The organism is Bradyrhizobium sp. USDA 4341, from assembly GCF_054063755.1.
Window position 1 is genome coordinate 837,668 of record NZ_JBSSGO010000001.1, and the last position, 14,691, is coordinate 852,358.

The window sequence follows — 14,691 nt, forward strand, 5'->3', positions numbered from 1 at the left end:
TGCTCCGTCCGGTTCATGGCAAGTATCTCGTGACAATGATGGGCGACCCGTCGGGGATCGCGATCCCGCCCACGTTATTCGGTACCCTGGCAAGAGCGAGCGCGGGATTATCGGCCTCCAGAATATCGGCGCGATCCACCTGCTGCCTCGCTGCGTCGTACTGACCCATGGTGACGTTCCAGCCCTGGGTCGCCGTCATGGCCGCCACCATTTGTCCGTTCCAGCGCTTTGATCCGTTCGTCGCCCGATAAAACGTCACCACAATCTTGAGCGTAGGGTCGACCACGCTGGTGAACGGAGAATTGGTGTAGGCCGGGGCATTCTCGAACACCGTATAGGCGAACTTGCCGCTATTCCCGGTGAGGAAGGTGCTCTTCACGTCAACCGGTCCGGCGGCCGGACAGTTGCCAGGCAAGGATTGGCAAAAACCGACCGCCGCCTGATGCCAGGCAGCCAGCTGGCTGCTCATGACACCGGCCTGGTCAAATTCACCGCGATCGCGACGTTCGGCGGAAAAATCGATCGTGCTCCCAAGTGAGAGCATGAAGATCACCACCGTCATGATCAACCAACCCATGGCCCTGGTCCCTGTCCGCCCGCTCACCCATTCCGACCGCCGTTCGGCGGCGCTTCGCTGATCGACACCGGTGATTGCTTGTTCTTCATACGGATGAGCTGCTGCTCAATGTCGTCCTTCAGGGTTTCGAATTTACCGTCCCGTATTTTAGTCCTTACCTTGGCTTCTTTTCCAGTAAAGAGAAACTGAGGCACAATGGAGACACGCGTATCTCCGGTAGTCGGATCCTTGACCCGCAGCATCTTCTGATAGATCACCGCAGCCAGTCCTTCGGATAGAATACCTCTGGCGAGCTCCAGATCGTCCACCCCCGAGGCGATCTTGAGTAGCCTCTGCAAGGACTCGATCGCCGAACCCGCGTGCACGGTCGTAATCACGAGATGCCCGTTGATCGCGGCTGTCAGCGCCTGCGAGGCAGCCTCCTTGTCTCGCACCTCGCCGAGGAGGATGTATCTCGGCATATAGCGCATCGCCCGGCGCATCTGCTCGCCGAAATTGCCGTTGACGACTTTCAGCTGGAAGCAATAGCCACCCGGATAGTCACCCTCCAAGGGCAGCTCCGGCGGGTCTTCCACCGTTACGGCCACACCGCCGAACGCGTGCAGATATTCACGCAGCAGCATCGATGCCGTGGTCGTCTTGCCTTGGCCCGTGGCCCCGGCGATCACGATCAACCCGGACCGGCGGCCCAGCCAGGAAAGATGCTGAACGGCAAAGGGCAGCAGACGCAGCGTCCCAAGACGCGGAATCGGCGTCATCATGCGCCGCAGCGCATACCAGATCTCCTGCTGCGACACGATCTTAGAGCAACGATACCGCACGGTATCGAAGTCGACCATGAACTCGTTTTCCTGCTGGCCCTTGTCACACACGATACCGTGCAGGCGCTCGATATCCTGGGCAAAATGATCCGGAATCTCGATCATTTCAGCGCCGTTGCTTTCGGCGGCGCCGCAGATCAGCGCCCTTCCCATCTCGGACATGTAGATGTCCGTAAACGTGAGCTGTCGCAGCTTGAATTGCTCGACGTCCACGCTCAACGCCGTTCCGCCACACGAAGGCAACCGGGTGCCCTGATCGGCCAAGGATCTCGATTGCAGTTCCGCTGGCAGATTGCGCCGCGAAGGGAGTTCGGAATCGGAATCCATTATTACAGTCCGTTCGTGATCTGCTGTTGCAGCGAGAAGATGCCGGTTGCCAGCCAGCCAATGGTCACGCCGACCATGACGATGCCGGCGTTGCGCAACAGGTCGGTCTGGGCCTTGATGTTCTCGACCGCCTGGTCGATCCATTCCCGGCCGAGCTTCTCTAGGACCTCGGAAAAACCCTCCAGGTTCGCATAGGCGCGCAGGTCCTGCACGGTCTCCTTGTCGGGGAACTCGAACTTGGTCTTCCAGAGCGCCTCACCGATGTTGTTGCCGTTGTTAACGAAATGCAGCGTTCGCTGCATCCGCTCGGCAAACCACGGAGACGCATCACGCATCATCACGCGTAAGACATTCGGGATCGGCACGCCGGCGCGCACCATCGCGGCGACCGTCAGCATGAAGCCGGCACCGGTGGTGAGCCGATATAGCGACCACGGCGGCCAACGATCGAACTTGACGCGGACATTGCCGGTCCAGCGCGGCATGGTCCAGATGATCACCCCAATCGTCACCAGCAGCGCGAAAAGACAGGGAAATAGCCAGAAGTTCACGAAATCCGACATGAAGGCCATCTGCGCGCCGGCGCCGGTCCAACGCGCGCGCGGCAGGATCTCCTCGAAGGCGGGAACGACGCGAACGCCGAACAAGACCAGGAAGCCGATGACCACGAACACCAGGATCACCGGGTAGATCAGGCCGCCGATCAGCGTGGACTTGATGCGACGCTCGTTCTCGACAATGAAGATCGCATTCTCGAGCGCAAGTTCGAGCTTGCCCGCCTCCTCGCCCGCCTCAATCACGCGACGGTCCTTTTCCGGGACCCAACCGCGGATCGCTCGACCGAACGTCAGACCGTTCTGGATCGCCTTCAGCCAAGCATCGAGCGCTATGGCCTCGGCCCGCTTCGGCTTCTTGCCGTCGTCAGTCGCATGGTTCCAAAGGATCTCCAGCGCCTGGGTGAGCTGAACGCCGTTCTTCAGGAAACGGATCATCTTTCGGTAGATCGCGAGGCGTTTTTTGCTCGTGAACTGCAACCGGATGAATCCCTCCTCGAGGGATTTGGTATCAAACGCCATCGCCGTCGCCCTTTACGTATTTCTGGACAAGCAGCTTCACGCGCTCGTCGGTGATGTCGCCGAGAACCCCGGCCTTTTCTTCGATTTCGAAAGCCGCGGCCTCCCCCATGAGCATCTTGATGATCCCATGCTCGACCAGGGACACGCCGTCTTCTTCCGTCATCCAGTGCTGGAGAGCCCCCGGCTTGTTCTCCTGCCGGAATAGATTCATGAACTTGAAGCCAGGCTTGATGACCTCCGCCACGACCGTTCGTCCAAGATATGGACGCTCCTGGTTGAGGTCGGGAAAGAAGAGCGGCATTCCCGAAATACCTTCGATCCGCTCACACTCCCTGATCGTCACCTTGCTCAGCATGTTGCGGCGCTTGGCTTCGGCCAGGTCAATGCGGGTTTCAGGGTTGAGCTTGCGGACAAGGCGCTGGGCAATCAGCCCTGTAATGAGGGTCGGATCAGTCAGCTTGTAGAGCTCGACATGCATGTCCCGCAGACGATCAAGGCAGGAGGCCGCATCGTTGGCGTGCAGCGAGCACCAGACCTGGTGACCGGTCATCGCAGCCTGGAAGGCGAGCAGAGCCGATTCCCTGTCGCGAATTTCACCGATCATAATCACGTCCGGATCCGACCGGAGCGCTGCGATAATCGCCTGGTGGAACGCCGCGCGGCGCTCCTCCTCGGTCTTGACGTTGGTGACCGGCAGCTGGACCGCACCGGGAATGACGTATTCCGGCGGATCTTCGATGGTGATGATGTTGACCTCGGGCCGCTCGCGCTTCAGCGCGATCAGCGAGCGCTGCAGCGTAGTCGATTTGCCCGAACCGGTCGGCCCCGAAACGATGTTGATCCCGGTCGGCTTTCGGCGCAGCTGCTTGATCTCGAATAGCTGACGCATCGAATAGCCGAGTTCGTCAACGTCCTCCTCGCGCCCGTACTGGACCTGGGCATAGAGCAAGCGGGCGACGAGATAGCGGCCGCCGTTGGCGCTGGGATTGTATTGCAGACGTATGGCCTGCACACCCGGCGGCAATGCAACGGTTGCACTCTTGTCCGAAATGCGGGCGCCCTGGTAGTCGAGCGGACGATAAGTGGCGTCCGAGGCGTCCGTCATCGCGAACGCGGCCTGGAGCATCTCCCCGGCCGGCCCGGACGGGACGTCGCGCATTTTGGTCAAAGCGCCATTCACGCGCACAAATATCTGCGCTTCGTGTCGGCCAACCACGACGTGGATATCCGAGGCATTCACGGAGGCCGCTGCCCGCACCAACTCCATGAAATCGCGCTGGCGCTGGGCGGCGTCCTTGTCGGTGTATCCTCCGTCGGCCGCGCGCGCGCTGTAGTTCTCGTAAACACGCCGGATGATCTCAAGATCCACCAACCAGACCTGATCGATCTTGATGCCATACTGCACGATCAGCCGCCGGACGCCTGCAACCTCGATCGAATGCGCCTGCGACTTCGAGATCACGGCCCAACCGTTGTCGAGCACGGCAATGTAATCGCGCTGCTTGGAGGTGGTCGGCAGACGGCCTCCCGGCGCAGTCAATACTGGCCCCCCGTAGGAGATGATCCGGCCGATAATGTCGTCGGTGGCATCCTCGCCATTCATCTGCACGGTGCGTCCACCGACGGCGCTGGAAGGACGCTGCATCGGAACGCCGCTGGAGGCCGGCGACTGAGGGACCTGTCGCTGAGGCGCGGCATGACCAGAGGGGCGCGGGACCTGCCCTTGAGGCGGTCGCGGCTGGGCGCTGCCATTGGCTTGCATCGGACGCGGCGTCGCAGCGATCGGTCGGCCCGAGGCCGGCACGGGCGGACGCGCCGGCGTACGTTCGGTCGATGCAGGACGCGCCACCGTCTTGACGTCCGGCGCGCCTCTCGTCGACTGCTCGTTGCTGCTCTTGTTCCAAAACGCCATCGAAGAACGACCTGAATCCTAGTTCCGCTATTCTAATCCTTGCTCGACGGCGAAATTAACGCCCCTTTCGGGGCGTGAATTCCTATCTGCCAGGCATGCGCGCGCCGGCGGAAACCGGCAAGGGCGCGGCCAGGATCGGCTGGGAATAAGTGCTGACACCAGGTTGCGGGGCAGCCGAACTCATCCGCTCCGGGGGGCGCGTGCGCGGCACCGAGTCGCCGAACCCAAGATGGAAGCGCTCACCCTTGTGGGTGACCTCGACCCCCTTCTCGCTGATCGCGACCACTCGCATTCCGTCCGGCAGCTTCGATCCGACCCGAACCGTGAGCTCGCCGACATAGGGAATGAGCACGATGGCCTGGCGACCGCTCTTGGCGCTACCGAAGATGCTCGCCACCACCGGGCGCGGCGCATTGTCCTCCTGCTGCTTCTTGGCGGCCTCCGCCTCGACCTTCGCCTGCTGTGCAGCCTCCTGTTTGGCCTGCTCCACACGGCGCTGGACTTCCTGTTCGGAAACCATGCCGGGCTTCTGCGCTGGCTGTCCGGCTGCGGCCATTCCGCTGTCGGAGTTGATCGTCTTGTTGAGCTTGGCGAGCTCCTCGGCTTCCATGTTCAGAAGCTTGAGACCGCGGATCCGGCGCTGACGCGCCGCCATGTCGTCGAGCTCATTGCTGATGGCGCCGGGATCGGCCGAGGTCAATCCATCGGGCATCGCGGCGCCAAGCCGCTTGGTTGCCTCGGCGACACTCGCATCCATCTGCTTCTCCACGGCGCGGTTCGGCGGTCCGGCCGGCATCGGCGGCACGGGAGCCACGGCGGGCCGCGGCGCGGCGGGCGGCGACGCGGGCATCGCAACGGGTGCCGCAGGCACCGGCATGGCGACCGGCTGAGCCGAGACAATGGGCGCCGAAGCCGCAGGCATGGCCTCCTGCGCCGGCTGCTGAGCAATCACCGGCGGCGGCGCATTATTCGCGCCCGGAATGTTCAGGCCCTGCGCGTGCGCGACGACACTCGTTGCAACGAGCACGACCGCGGCGCATCCAAGCTTGCGCATGTCACTTACGACGTTTCGTTGCATTCTTCGGGATGTGCTGCTCATAGGCCACTCCTTCAACGCTCCAGAGCCAAGTATTCGGGTCATAGGTCACCTTGGACACGACCAAGGCCGGGATATTCTGCAAGACCCCGTCGTAGTTCATCGGATCGACCTGGGTCTTGAACGAGAACTTCAGGCCGCTGACGAATTCGGTGTTCTCTCCCGGCGAGAGGGTGACCTTCGTCAGCATCTCGTCGAACCGGGAAAGCAGGAAGCGCTGTATTTCAGCGATGCGCGCGGTCTGCACGTCGATCTTGATCTCCGGAATCGCATCCAATTGCTGAGTTACCTGCACGCGATCGCCGCTGGTCGGGCTCACGCCCCACTTACGGGCCGCCTTTTCGCGGACCCAGCTGATCCAGTTGATCGAGGACACCGGGCCGTCGCGCAAGAGATCAATCACAGCGGCGCGCGACGTGCCGTCGCCGCCCGTGCAGCCGTAAAGATTCGGCTTCCATCCGGGAAACTCGAACGGTTTCAAGGACTGGATTGCCTCGACGCAGCGCTCGAGGAAGATCGCCCCCTGCGGGCGTCCCTCCCAGGGCATCGGCGGAATCTCCACCTGCTGCTTCAGCGGGTTGCTGGCGCGCTTGCTCATCTCAGCAAGCGTACGTTCGACCTCCAGGCGCTGGAGGTACGAATTGTACTGGAAGCCCGCGAACACCAGACCGCCCACCAAAATGAGGCCGGCCACCATGTAGATCGTGCGGGATCTCCCGGCGACGTCGCGCAGCTTGACCTGCGGCTTGACCACCAGCAGCGAGCCGATTGGCAGGTCTTTCGCGCCGTCCAGCCCGAATGATGCCGGGGCGAAGCGCTCGTTCCATTCCTGCTCGTACAGCTGGTCGTAGTTGGAGCGCGCCTCGTCCTCCGAGGCGTATAACTTGTCCGTGCCCGGATAGATGCCGTCATCACGGACAGCGATCAGGTAGAAGCCACCCTCAACCGCAAAGCATCCCAGCCAGGAGCCGCTGCGGTTGTCAGCAACAGCCGCCGCCAGGGACAGCTGGCCGGCACGGTGTCCAAGCGAACGCAGTCCAAGACCAAACTGCGGGGTGCCCGTGATGCGCGCGCAATAGAAGTCGGCCTTCGAATTTTCCCGAGTCGCCATCGCTTTGGCTTCGCGATCGGCGGACGGAATGTCCTCGATCTGGAACCAGTCCAGACCAACGGCGAAGTCCTTGCCCTTGATCCGGACCACGCCGGTGGATCCGGACGACCTCGACGCGGGACGAGCGTCCTTGGCCACGGATTCGCCCGCAATCGCGCCGAACCCGTGCTCTTCCGCGTCGTGCTCGTCGAAAGCCTCGATCTGCGACATCGTCGACTGTCCCTCGTTTCTCGCCGCCCCTTAGCGCACGGCTTCCTGCAGCCGCGGCGATTCCGCGCCGCGGCTGCGGCTCGTCACCGCGTTCACATCAAGCAACGTCGGCGTGATCAGGATCACGATGACTTCGCGGTTGTTCTTCGAGTCACGTCCGCCACCCAGCTGGAAGAAGTCGGGATTGAGCATGCCGGTCTTGTTCTCGGTTGCACGGACCTGCTCGAAGCCGGCCAACACGAGCGTCGAGCCATTCGGCACGATCGACTGCTGCACGAAGTTGCGCATGTTCACGTTGGGCAGCTGGATCTGGTTGCCACCCGAGGAGAACACGTCGAACCCGTTCTGCGCGCCCACGAGCTCCGACACGTTGATCCCGTACTGCAGGACCAGATTGCCGTCCTTCAGGATGCGCGGCAGCAGCTGCATGTTGAAGCCGGTGGTGACCTCGCCCGGCGTCAACTGCTCGAACACACCCGTGGTGCCCGACGTCGTGGTGGTGGCAGCCTGCTGGACAGTGATCTGCGCGAGGTAGCCGCGACGGTTGACCACCTGCAGCGGCACCGGCGCTCCGTTCACAGTGGTCAACGAGGCGGTGGTGACCACTGACACACGACCATTCTGAGACAGCGCGTCGACCACTGCGCTCGAGCCAGCAAACTTACCCGACAGAATTGCCCAGCCCAGGCCAGGGCTTGCACCGCCAAGCTGACCAATCACGCCATTGAGCGGATCGGCAGGCACCGAACTCTGATTGCCTGCCACGGCGCCAACCTTGCTGCCGCGGAACAGCGTGGTGATGTTGTTGTCGAACTTGTCCTCGCTGCTGAGCGTAACGTTGAGGACCTGCACCGACATGGCGACCTGCTTGGACAGCAGCGCCCGCATCGTCTCGACATAATCGCCGACCCGCTGGATCACCGCCGGCGACGCCGTCACCGTGATCGTTCCGGTCGCCGGCGACACATCGTAGCGACCAGCATTGCCGATAATCTGCTTCAACGAATTGTCGATCGACTTCCAGGGGTCGAACGAGGCCTTGATGGCCGCCTTCTGGTCGAGCTGGGAGGTCGTCGACGACCCGCTGCCGCCGGCGGCGCCACCGCCGCTCGCCGATCCGGAGCTGGAACCGCCATGCAGGTTGAACTCGAGATCCTGCGTCGCACCCAAGGTCGGCAGATCGAATGTCCGCGTGATCACGCGGGAAAAAACGATCCGTCCGTTCGTGTGCTTCCAGCCGACATTGAAGTGGCTGCCGACCAGATCAAGCAGCCCCGAAAGACGTCCGGTATAGGTGACCTTCATCTCCAGCGGAGACGAGGAATCGAAATAGGTGAAGGAGTTCCCGGCCGCGACGGTGCTGCCGGACGTCCCTGACAACTGGTTGATCGCCGATTGGATGTCAGACGGCGCGTTGGCAACCACGCTGGATGCCGTCTGCTGCGGCACACCAACGTTCACAGCACGCGCACCACCGGCACCACCGGCGGCGCCGACGCCATTGGCGATCGTACCGGGGATCGGAGCTCCACCGTCATCGGTGGAAATGACAACCGGGATCCGCGTGATCTGGGTCAGGAGCGAGGCGACCTCGGTCAGGCGCATCGGACGCGCCCGCGCGATGGTCACCCCCGTATCGGTTTCGAACTGACGCGGCAGAGGATCTCCGTAGTCGATCGCCTGAACGCGCGCGCCGACATAGACGTTATCCTTCACCTTGACGACCGAGACATCAGACGCCGGGATGGGCTGCCGGGAGTCGTTGTTGGCGGCGAATGCCGCCGCCGACGTCCGGTCGATCTCCCGCTTCGCCAGGTCGGTCGCTCCGCATCCGCCGAGCGCGGTGGCGGCGACCAGAACGAGGCTCAATGCTTTGAAATTGCTCATACTAACCCCCAACCCCACTCAATTCGCGCCAGCATTGTCGTTGGCGATGACCAGCGTCTGATTGCCCTTATGGAAAGTCGCGGTCAGCGCCGGCTTGGCCGACTGCATCGAACGAACCAGGTCCCCCGAGGCCTGCATGAAGTCCCCTCCGAAGGCCGCGCCGGCTTCGAGCCGATATTCGAAGCCGGACTGGTACACGACGGTCCAACCCGCCCTCTGCCCCCAATCGGCGAGCACTCCGCGCAGCGTCTGATCTTTCTTGGCAACCCAGGAGCCGCCGGCCGGCGCCGCACCGCCCTGGTAGTTCTGCCAGCCGTTGCCCTGAGCGGGCCCGGCGCGATAGGGGACCATCACGAAGCCGCCCTTGCTGGAGGCTGTCGACATCTGGACGCGCTGATCGTCCGAGCGCGTGACACGCACAGAGCGCGCCTCCTGGTCGTAGGAAACCGTCAGGCCACGGCGGTTGCACATATCATCGACCACCGCCCGCCAATCCTCGGCGCCGCGCCAGCTGACCACTTGCGCTGAATCCACGCCCGCACCGTAAGAAACAGCCCAACCGTCCGGCACGACCTGCCTCATCGCCGCGGACATCGGCACGTCGCGACCGAAGCCGCGGACCGGTTCGGCCATGGCCGCCGAATGGAACGACACAACAATGGCCGCCACCGCTGCCAGAACCCCGATCTTCATCTGAGACCCCCGTTTGAAACTCACGATACCCCGCCTACGCCTGCCTCTGCCCCGCAACACGCCCCAATCGCGTCGCTTTCAAGGTTCGACGACGGCATTCTAATCCTAGACATGCCAGTGCCAGCCAGTTTGGAAAACGATTCCTTGCAAACCAGTTGTGGACAGCCTGTCGAGTTAACCCAAGAAGTTTTGCAGTCGCGGCCAAGGATTCGATCCTATTCCTGGACATCCAGCGCTGGAACCAGAGCCCGGTCACCGCCGGAAGACCCGGCAGTTCCCGACCGATGCGGGCACAAGCCTCGTAGCCCTCCACCGCCAGCCAAACCCAGGCTTTCAGTGCGCGGTCGAGATCCGCCCGCCAGTTCTTGACAGTTTGTGGTGACATAGAGAACGCGGCCGCAATCGCCCCGTTGGTGACGAGGCCGGCCGTCTCGCACCACCAAAAGAAGTGACGCCTGTTCTCACCGGTGGACTTGTCCATCGCTCCCTGCCCCCGACCGCACGCAAATGATGCGATCCGCCCGACAAAACGCGACAAAACGCGCCTCGCTCTGAAGACCCCCTCCTCAAGCGAAACAGCGCAAACCGGTAGATACGAAAGTCCGAAGCTCAGTTCCCGCTTCAACTATGGGAGCATAATTGAATCGCGGTCAATCTTTTTCAAGGATTCGATTACTAGACGGAAATGACAACGGGCAGCGTGTAGTTCACACAAGAAGAATTCCCGCGGTTTCGGCATAGTCGCTGCCCGCCGGGCGCGCTGCCCGGCCGCGGAGGTCCTTCAGCTGATCCTCGATGATCGGATTGAGGTCATGCGGCTGCCCAGCGCCCGCGGCTACATGGCGGTCCACGTCAATGTCCAACAGCTGCTGGATATACGGCCCGGGGACCAGAGGCCGGCCTGTCGGTACGCCGCGTTGCGGCGCTGATGCCGCACCCGCGATCGCGTACGCCAGCACCTCGCCAGCTACACGGCGCCGAACCGGTCAAGGTCCGGGCCAGGTTCTACCGCCGGGCAGCCGGCCTTGCCTTCAAACTTCACTGGACTTGAAACTATCCCAAAAATGGTATAATCTTGGCGGATAACGACAAAGCGCTCATTTTCCGCGTCGACACCGAGGACTTCATCGCGTCGCACCTACGGCAAAGGCCTTCATTGCGGCACTGCTCGAACAGCATGCGATCCGGCAGCGGATCATCGATGAGAAACGGAAGAAGCAACATGAACCGAAATAGCAAGCGCAGCACGCCGTCTCCACTCGGCAAGGTCGGCTCGGGCAACGTGTTTGCCGATCTCGGCCTGCCCAACGACGAAGAGGAGCTACTCAAGGCCAAGCTGGTCGCCAAGATCGCCGACGTCATCGAAAAGCGGGACCTTACCCAGGTCCAGGCCGGCGAAGTCATGGGCCTCGCGCAATCGAAAGTCTCTGAACTCTGCAACGGACGCACCGAGACCTACAGCGTCGAGCGGCTCTACCGCTTCCTGACGCGACTGGGCGTTGGGGTTTCCGTCGTGCTGGAAGACCAGCCGGACTGGTCGCAGGGCACGATCGAGGTCATCGAAGCCCACAGCCCCTAAAGCCGGCATGCGTTCGGGCCGAGCCTCGGATGTAGTTAACGATGTAACGTGACCGCCGATTGAGCCTTACTCAGAAAAGCACCATATTCGTGGTTTGCGCCATATCATCCTGTTGCGCGTAGGTAAAAGCGTCGGAACGAGGTGCCTGGAAGATGTTGGAAAGTGCGTCGGAGAACCTGACTGCAGCCGTGACCACGATCAATACGCCGATGCCGATCCGCATCGACGAACGTACTCTGCTGGCATGTCTGAGAGGGGAGATCTCCGAGCGAAAATGGCGAGTGTACGTTCAGGCATTGTTCGATGAGGTCGATGTTTCCGTCCTCCACAATCTCGTCATCGATCATTTCGTGACGTTCAACGATCTGTTGAAAGCAATCGACACTTGGCAGGTCACGGAGTCCGAGAATGAAAGATGGATCAGGGAGATGGCTTCCTTCGAGGTGGGAAGACCTCATGAAGAAAGCGCTAATCGCGCTCGATAGCCTGGATGGCGGCCCCGGACCGTGGACGTTCGGCGGCGGCACCGCGTTGGAGCAGCTCCTTGGCCATCGGATCAGTTACGGCGTCGATTTCTTCCTGGATTCGAGCGTCGTCTTGAAGAACCTCGCGCCGAATACGAACCGGGTCACGAAGTCGCTTTGCGATACGTGGCAATGGCCAGGCAAGTACCTGAAACTCATCCTGAACGACGTTGGCGAGATCTATTTTATGAACGCCCCATCGTACATCGACAATCCCACGTATCAGCTGAAATTTGGAAACCGTTCCATTGCTGCGGAGCGGTCTGCAGAAGTCGCGACGAAAAAGTTGGTCTATCGAGCTTCGACATACACGGCGCGCGACGCCTTCGATCTTGCCGCGATCTATTTGCACGATCATTCGGCCCTGGTCGAAATTGCGCAATGTCCGGCAATCACGCAGCATGTCGTGGCATCCGCGCTGAACCGGTTGGACCTTATGAAGCCCAAGTATCAATCGGAAATGAGACAGGTGATCAACTCAACCCCGCGGGGCGACGAATTCATCGACAGATCCTGCGAAATTGCCTTGGAGGCCCTCGGGGAGATTCGAAATTTGATCCCCAAGAATGAGACCGATCCCAGCCACGGTATGTCGTTTCCTTGAGGCCGTTTGAAGTGTGCGGCTCGGTGGATGTTACGGCAACGCCAGACCTGAGCCAGGAGCCTCGTCTGCGGCTGGCGCGAGATCAGCCGCGCGCTCTATGCTCCAGCCGCCGTGCTTGACCGCGTAGTCAAAGGACTGCCCCTGCGAGTTGTGGATGTAGCCAAAGCACTCATTGTGGGTGCCGGTGTATTTGACGACGCCGTCGTGGCGCGCCTCAAATTTTTGCGGCGCGGCCATCTCGATCGCAGCCTGCGCATTCCGGATGACCGCAGCATCCACAGGGATGCCGGCGTCGATAGCCGCCTGCAGCAACTGGCGCAGCGAAACGAACATCTCGCGTGCCGCGCCCGCGAGCCGCACATTGTCTTCGAAGTCGGCGAGCAACTGCGCCGTCTGGGGCCGGGGCCGATAATGAGGCGATGCGGGACTGATTTCCAGAATCACCGCACCGTTCGTATCCTGAACGGTCGCACGATCCTTGGATCCCCGCGGATTGCCCTGCTTGGCATGAAAATAGGTGAACCACTTCTCGTCGGTATAGGCCATCGTCGTGGCTCCCTTTGTTGCGCTTTCCGCTACCATAGGAATCCGGCCGGCAAGACGGAAACCGGCGCCAACCTCGAAGGCGTCGCCGTTAACTACTAGGATCGGCAGACAGCCCTTTCCGCTGAGAGAAGTCTTATAACGACTAAGATCGATCGCGCGCCCAAGGACAAACATGATGGCGATCAACAACACCAGGCTCCTCCTCGTTGGATCGAGCCTGTTCATGGCCATCGTGCTCAGCGTGCTCGCGGTCGGGCTCTATCTCCAGAGGGAGACACGGATCGCGTGGTGCACTCAGCGTGGGTACACCTACGAAGACCATTCGCGGTACTTTGGTAGAGGTGTCGAGCCTCGAATCTCCTGCCTGGACGACAAACGTCGGATTGTCTCCATCCCCGATTGACCGGCATGAACTGATTGGACAGTTCGGCAAATTGATGCGGAGCAAGCGGTGAGCAGGCGCGGTCATTATCAGGGCGGACACACAGTTATCAGCCGTCGAGACACCTCCTGGTTCGGGTTCAAGGAGCCGAAATGGGCCAAGAAACCGAACGGCAAGAAAAAGAAGCCCGGCAAGCAATTCAAGAAGAAGAGGCGCGGGCCACCGACCAAGCCTGCCCGACGCACCCGGCCCCTTCCCGGCATCAAGCCTGAACCCTCACGCCCGAACCCTCAGACCACCGAGGTGCGGCAGTCCGTGCGGAAAGGCCGGAAACGACAGATTGTGGTGGAATTTGCCGCAGCGCGGAGACGCCGCAATTCAACAACGGTAAAGGCGCCGGCCGGCGAACCCAAATAGAGAGACCTATTTGTTCGCCGGCTCGTCCTTATAGACCGGCTCGCTCGGCGTCACCCCGCGCGGCCTGCCCTGCTGGAACTCCAGCGTCACCAGACGATCCATCATGCGGCAATAACGCGCCCAGATTTCCTCCGGGGGCGTGTTCGCCCAAAGATTGGGATCGCGTATGTTGCAGACCTTGTGCATCTTCTTCAGCGTGACGAAGGATTAGATTAAAGTTCAGTGTTTCCAGCTATATGCGCGAGACCTGAAAGTCCCAAAGGCCGTCACGTCACCGCCGCGGGTGCAGTTGAACGAGGATCACTCCAACCATTCTGTTCGGCGGCGACCAGTAGCTTCCTGACCGTCGGAGCATGAGGCTGTCGGCCGTCGCTCGGGATGACGTTGAAGAGAAACTCCCGCCAGAGCTGAAGTTTCCGGTCCGCTCGTATCTCAAGCGGGCCCTGCAGCACCTTCACGCCTAACCGGGCGACCGGATCACCGGAGAACTCGGCGATCACCGCCGAGACCGCCTTCAGAGGGCAGCCCAGCAGATCGGCGCGCAGTTCGTCCATGTCCGTGCTGTCACGTACGTTCCATCGGTCGTCCATCCAGGACCTCGCCATCCCCAACAAGTGACAGATCCTATGGGCACACTCGGCAAGGACGAAGGCCGGTCGGGAATCAATTCGCGAAATACTTCCCATTCCATCCAAGCCAACCGACAGGCGCTCACGACCATCCTGGGCACTCGGCAGCTCAAGCGACGCGCAACTAACGTGCAAGGTTCGATCTCGGACTCATTTCTCTCGCAAATAGGCGCGTCTCCAGACTCTCTCTTCGATCACTCCAATTAGGTGCGCTCACGGACTCATCTACCTCAGCATTCACTGCGCTCAGCCTCAGACTCATTTCTCCTCACCCAACCAGAATAGGTGCGCCCCCGGACT

17 protein-coding genes are annotated in these 14,691 nt (G+C 61.4%); 4 read left to right on the forward strand and 13 right to left on the reverse strand.

Translation table 11 applies throughout. The features are described 5' to 3' along the window. Window positions 1-13 precede the first annotated feature (13 nt). From ACVIGB_RS04170 to ACVIGB_RS04215, 10 genes are all read right to left on the reverse strand, one after another. Entirely contained in the window at window positions 14-577 is a 564-nt protein-coding gene (locus tag ACVIGB_RS04170; protein ID WP_456717995.1) for a hypothetical protein, read from the reverse strand. 23 nt (window positions 578-600) lie between these two features. Continuing rightward, the gene (locus tag ACVIGB_RS04175; protein WP_456717994.1) at window positions 601-1,725 is read right to left on the reverse strand and encodes an ATPase, T2SS/T4P/T4SS family; all 1,125 of its coding nucleotides are present in this window, start codon (window positions 1,723-1,725) and stop codon (window positions 601-603) included. A 2-nt stretch (window positions 1,726-1,727) separates the two neighbouring features. Next, a complete protein-coding gene (locus ACVIGB_RS04180) occupies window positions 1,728-2,801 on the reverse strand; it encodes a type II secretion system F family protein (protein ID WP_456717993.1) in 1,074 nt (357 codons plus the stop codon). Next, on the reverse strand, window positions 2,791-4,446 hold the full coding sequence (locus tag ACVIGB_RS04185; RefSeq protein WP_456717992.1) for a GspE/PulE family protein: 1,656 nt from the start codon (window positions 4,444-4,446) through the stop codon (window positions 2,791-2,793). Before ACVIGB_RS04185 ends, ACVIGB_RS04180 begins: the two co-directional genes overlap by 11 nt. A gap of 349 nt (window positions 4,447-4,795) precedes the next feature. After that, complete coding sequence (locus ACVIGB_RS04190) at window positions 4,796-5,767, reverse strand: hypothetical protein (RefSeq protein WP_456717991.1); 972 nt, start codon at window positions 5,765-5,767, stop codon at window positions 4,796-4,798. Window position 5,768: 1 nt separating this feature from the next. Then, on the reverse strand, window positions 5,769-7,130 hold the full coding sequence (gene pilO2, locus ACVIGB_RS04195) for a type 4b pilus protein PilO2 (RefSeq protein ID WP_456717990.1): 1,362 nt from the start codon (window positions 7,128-7,130) through the stop codon (window positions 5,769-5,771). Between the two features lie 30 nt (window positions 7,131-7,160). Further along, a complete protein-coding gene (pilN, locus tag ACVIGB_RS04200; RefSeq protein ID WP_456717989.1) occupies window positions 7,161-9,017 on the reverse strand; it encodes a PilN family type IVB pilus formation outer membrane protein in 1,857 nt (618 codons plus the stop codon). Window positions 9,018-9,035: 18 nt separating this feature from the next. Beyond that, the gene (locus ACVIGB_RS04205; protein ID WP_456717988.1) at window positions 9,036-9,710 is read right to left on the reverse strand and encodes a TcpQ domain-containing protein; all 675 of its coding nucleotides are present in this window, start codon (window positions 9,708-9,710) and stop codon (window positions 9,036-9,038) included. A 34-nt stretch (window positions 9,711-9,744) separates the two neighbouring features. Further along, window positions 9,745-10,191, reverse strand: coding sequence for a hypothetical protein (locus tag ACVIGB_RS04210; RefSeq protein WP_456717987.1), 447 nt, complete (start codon window positions 10,189-10,191; stop codon window positions 9,745-9,747). A 226-nt stretch (window positions 10,192-10,417) separates the two neighbouring features. Continuing rightward, window positions 10,418-10,561: a hypothetical protein gene (locus tag ACVIGB_RS04215; RefSeq protein ID WP_456717986.1), complete on the reverse strand. Its 144-nt coding sequence runs from the start codon at window positions 10,559-10,561 to the stop codon at window positions 10,418-10,420. A 371-nt stretch (window positions 10,562-10,932) separates the two neighbouring features. Between ACVIGB_RS04215 and ACVIGB_RS04220 the strand changes: the two genes are divergently transcribed. The 3 genes from ACVIGB_RS04220 to ACVIGB_RS04230 all read left to right on the forward strand — a co-directional run bounded on the left by ACVIGB_RS04220 (window position 10,933) and on the right by ACVIGB_RS04230 (window position 12,417). Beyond that, the gene (locus ACVIGB_RS04220) at window positions 10,933-11,289 is read left to right on the forward strand and encodes a helix-turn-helix domain-containing protein (protein ID WP_456717985.1); all 357 of its coding nucleotides are present in this window, start codon (window positions 10,933-10,935) and stop codon (window positions 11,287-11,289) included. A 152-nt stretch (window positions 11,290-11,441) separates the two neighbouring features. Beyond that, the gene (locus ACVIGB_RS04225; RefSeq protein ID WP_456717984.1) at window positions 11,442-11,774 is read left to right on the forward strand and encodes a hypothetical protein; all 333 of its coding nucleotides are present in this window, start codon (window positions 11,442-11,444) and stop codon (window positions 11,772-11,774) included. Continuing rightward, entirely contained in the window at window positions 11,746-12,417 is a 672-nt protein-coding gene (locus ACVIGB_RS04230; protein ID WP_456717983.1) for a hypothetical protein, read from the forward strand. Before ACVIGB_RS04225 ends, ACVIGB_RS04230 begins: the two co-directional genes overlap by 29 nt. 30 nt (window positions 12,418-12,447) lie before the next feature. Here ACVIGB_RS04230 and ACVIGB_RS04235 read toward each other — a convergent pair whose 3' ends face one another. Further along, on the reverse strand, window positions 12,448-13,188 hold the full coding sequence (locus ACVIGB_RS04235) for a hypothetical protein (RefSeq protein ID WP_456717982.1): 741 nt from the start codon (window positions 13,186-13,188) through the stop codon (window positions 12,448-12,450). Between the two features lie 226 nt (window positions 13,189-13,414). Here ACVIGB_RS04235 and ACVIGB_RS04240 point away from each other — a divergent pair, with 226 nt between their 5' ends. Next, window positions 13,415-13,762, forward strand: a complete 348-nt coding sequence (locus ACVIGB_RS04240) for a hypothetical protein (RefSeq protein WP_456717981.1) — start codon at window positions 13,415-13,417, stop codon at window positions 13,760-13,762. A gap of 6 nt (window positions 13,763-13,768) precedes the next feature. On the opposite strand, the gene ACVIGB_RS04245 is transcribed toward ACVIGB_RS04240, so the two are convergent. Together ACVIGB_RS04245 and ACVIGB_RS04250 are read right to left on the reverse strand one after the other, a co-directional pair. Beyond that, entirely contained in the window at window positions 13,769-13,948 is a 180-nt protein-coding gene (locus tag ACVIGB_RS04245) for a hypothetical protein (protein ID WP_456717980.1), read from the reverse strand. 80 nt (window positions 13,949-14,028) lie between these two features. Next, a complete protein-coding gene (locus tag ACVIGB_RS04250) occupies window positions 14,029-14,352 on the reverse strand; it encodes a hypothetical protein (RefSeq protein ID WP_456717979.1) in 324 nt (107 codons plus the stop codon). Between the last annotated feature and the right edge of the window lie 339 nt (window positions 14,353-14,691).

Coding starts and splice junctions, on each gene's coding strand:
- pilO2 (WP_456717990.1), bottom strand. CDS start 7,130: ATGTCGCAGATCGAGGCTTTCGACGAGCACGACGCGGAAGAGCACGGG.
- ACVIGB_RS04250 (WP_456717979.1), bottom strand. CDS start 14,352: ATGGACGACCGATGGAACGTACGTGACAGCACGGACATGGACGAACTG.
- pilN (WP_456717989.1), bottom strand. CDS start 9,017: ATGAGCAATTTCAAAGCATTGAGCCTCGTTCTGGTCGCCGCCACCGCG.
- ACVIGB_RS04205 (WP_456717988.1), bottom strand. CDS start 9,710: ATGAAGATCGGGGTTCTGGCAGCGGTGGCGGCCATTGTTGTGTCGTTC.
- ACVIGB_RS04245 (WP_456717980.1), bottom strand. CDS start 13,948: ATGCACAAGGTCTGCAACATACGCGATCCCAATCTTTGGGCGAACACG.
- ACVIGB_RS04190 (WP_456717991.1), bottom strand. CDS start 5,767: ATGCGCAAGCTTGGATGCGCCGCGGTCGTGCTCGTTGCAACGAGTGTC.
- ACVIGB_RS04180 (WP_456717993.1), bottom strand. CDS start 2,801: ATGGCGTTTGATACCAAATCCCTCGAGGAGGGATTCATCCGGTTGCAG.
- ACVIGB_RS04220 (WP_456717985.1), top strand. CDS start 10,933: ATGAACCGAAATAGCAAGCGCAGCACGCCGTCTCCACTCGGCAAGGTC.
- ACVIGB_RS04235 (WP_456717982.1), bottom strand. CDS start 13,188: ATGAACAGGCTCGATCCAACGAGGAGGAGCCTGGTGTTGTTGATCGCC.
- ACVIGB_RS04185 (WP_456717992.1), bottom strand. CDS start 4,446: ATGCAGCGTCCTTCCAGCGCCGTCGGTGGACGCACCGTGCAGATGAAT.
- ACVIGB_RS04210 (WP_456717987.1), bottom strand. CDS start 10,191: ATGGACAAGTCCACCGGTGAGAACAGGCGTCACTTCTTTTGGTGGTGC.
- ACVIGB_RS04175 (WP_456717994.1), bottom strand. CDS start 1,725: ATGGATTCCGATTCCGAACTCCCTTCGCGGCGCAATCTGCCAGCGGAA.
- ACVIGB_RS04170 (WP_456717995.1), bottom strand. CDS start 577: ATGGGTTGGTTGATCATGACGGTGGTGATCTTCATGCTCTCACTTGGG.
- ACVIGB_RS04225 (WP_456717984.1), top strand. CDS start 11,442: ATGTTGGAAAGTGCGTCGGAGAACCTGACTGCAGCCGTGACCACGATC.
- ACVIGB_RS04230 (WP_456717983.1), top strand. CDS start 11,746: ATGAAGAAAGCGCTAATCGCGCTCGATAGCCTGGATGGCGGCCCCGGA.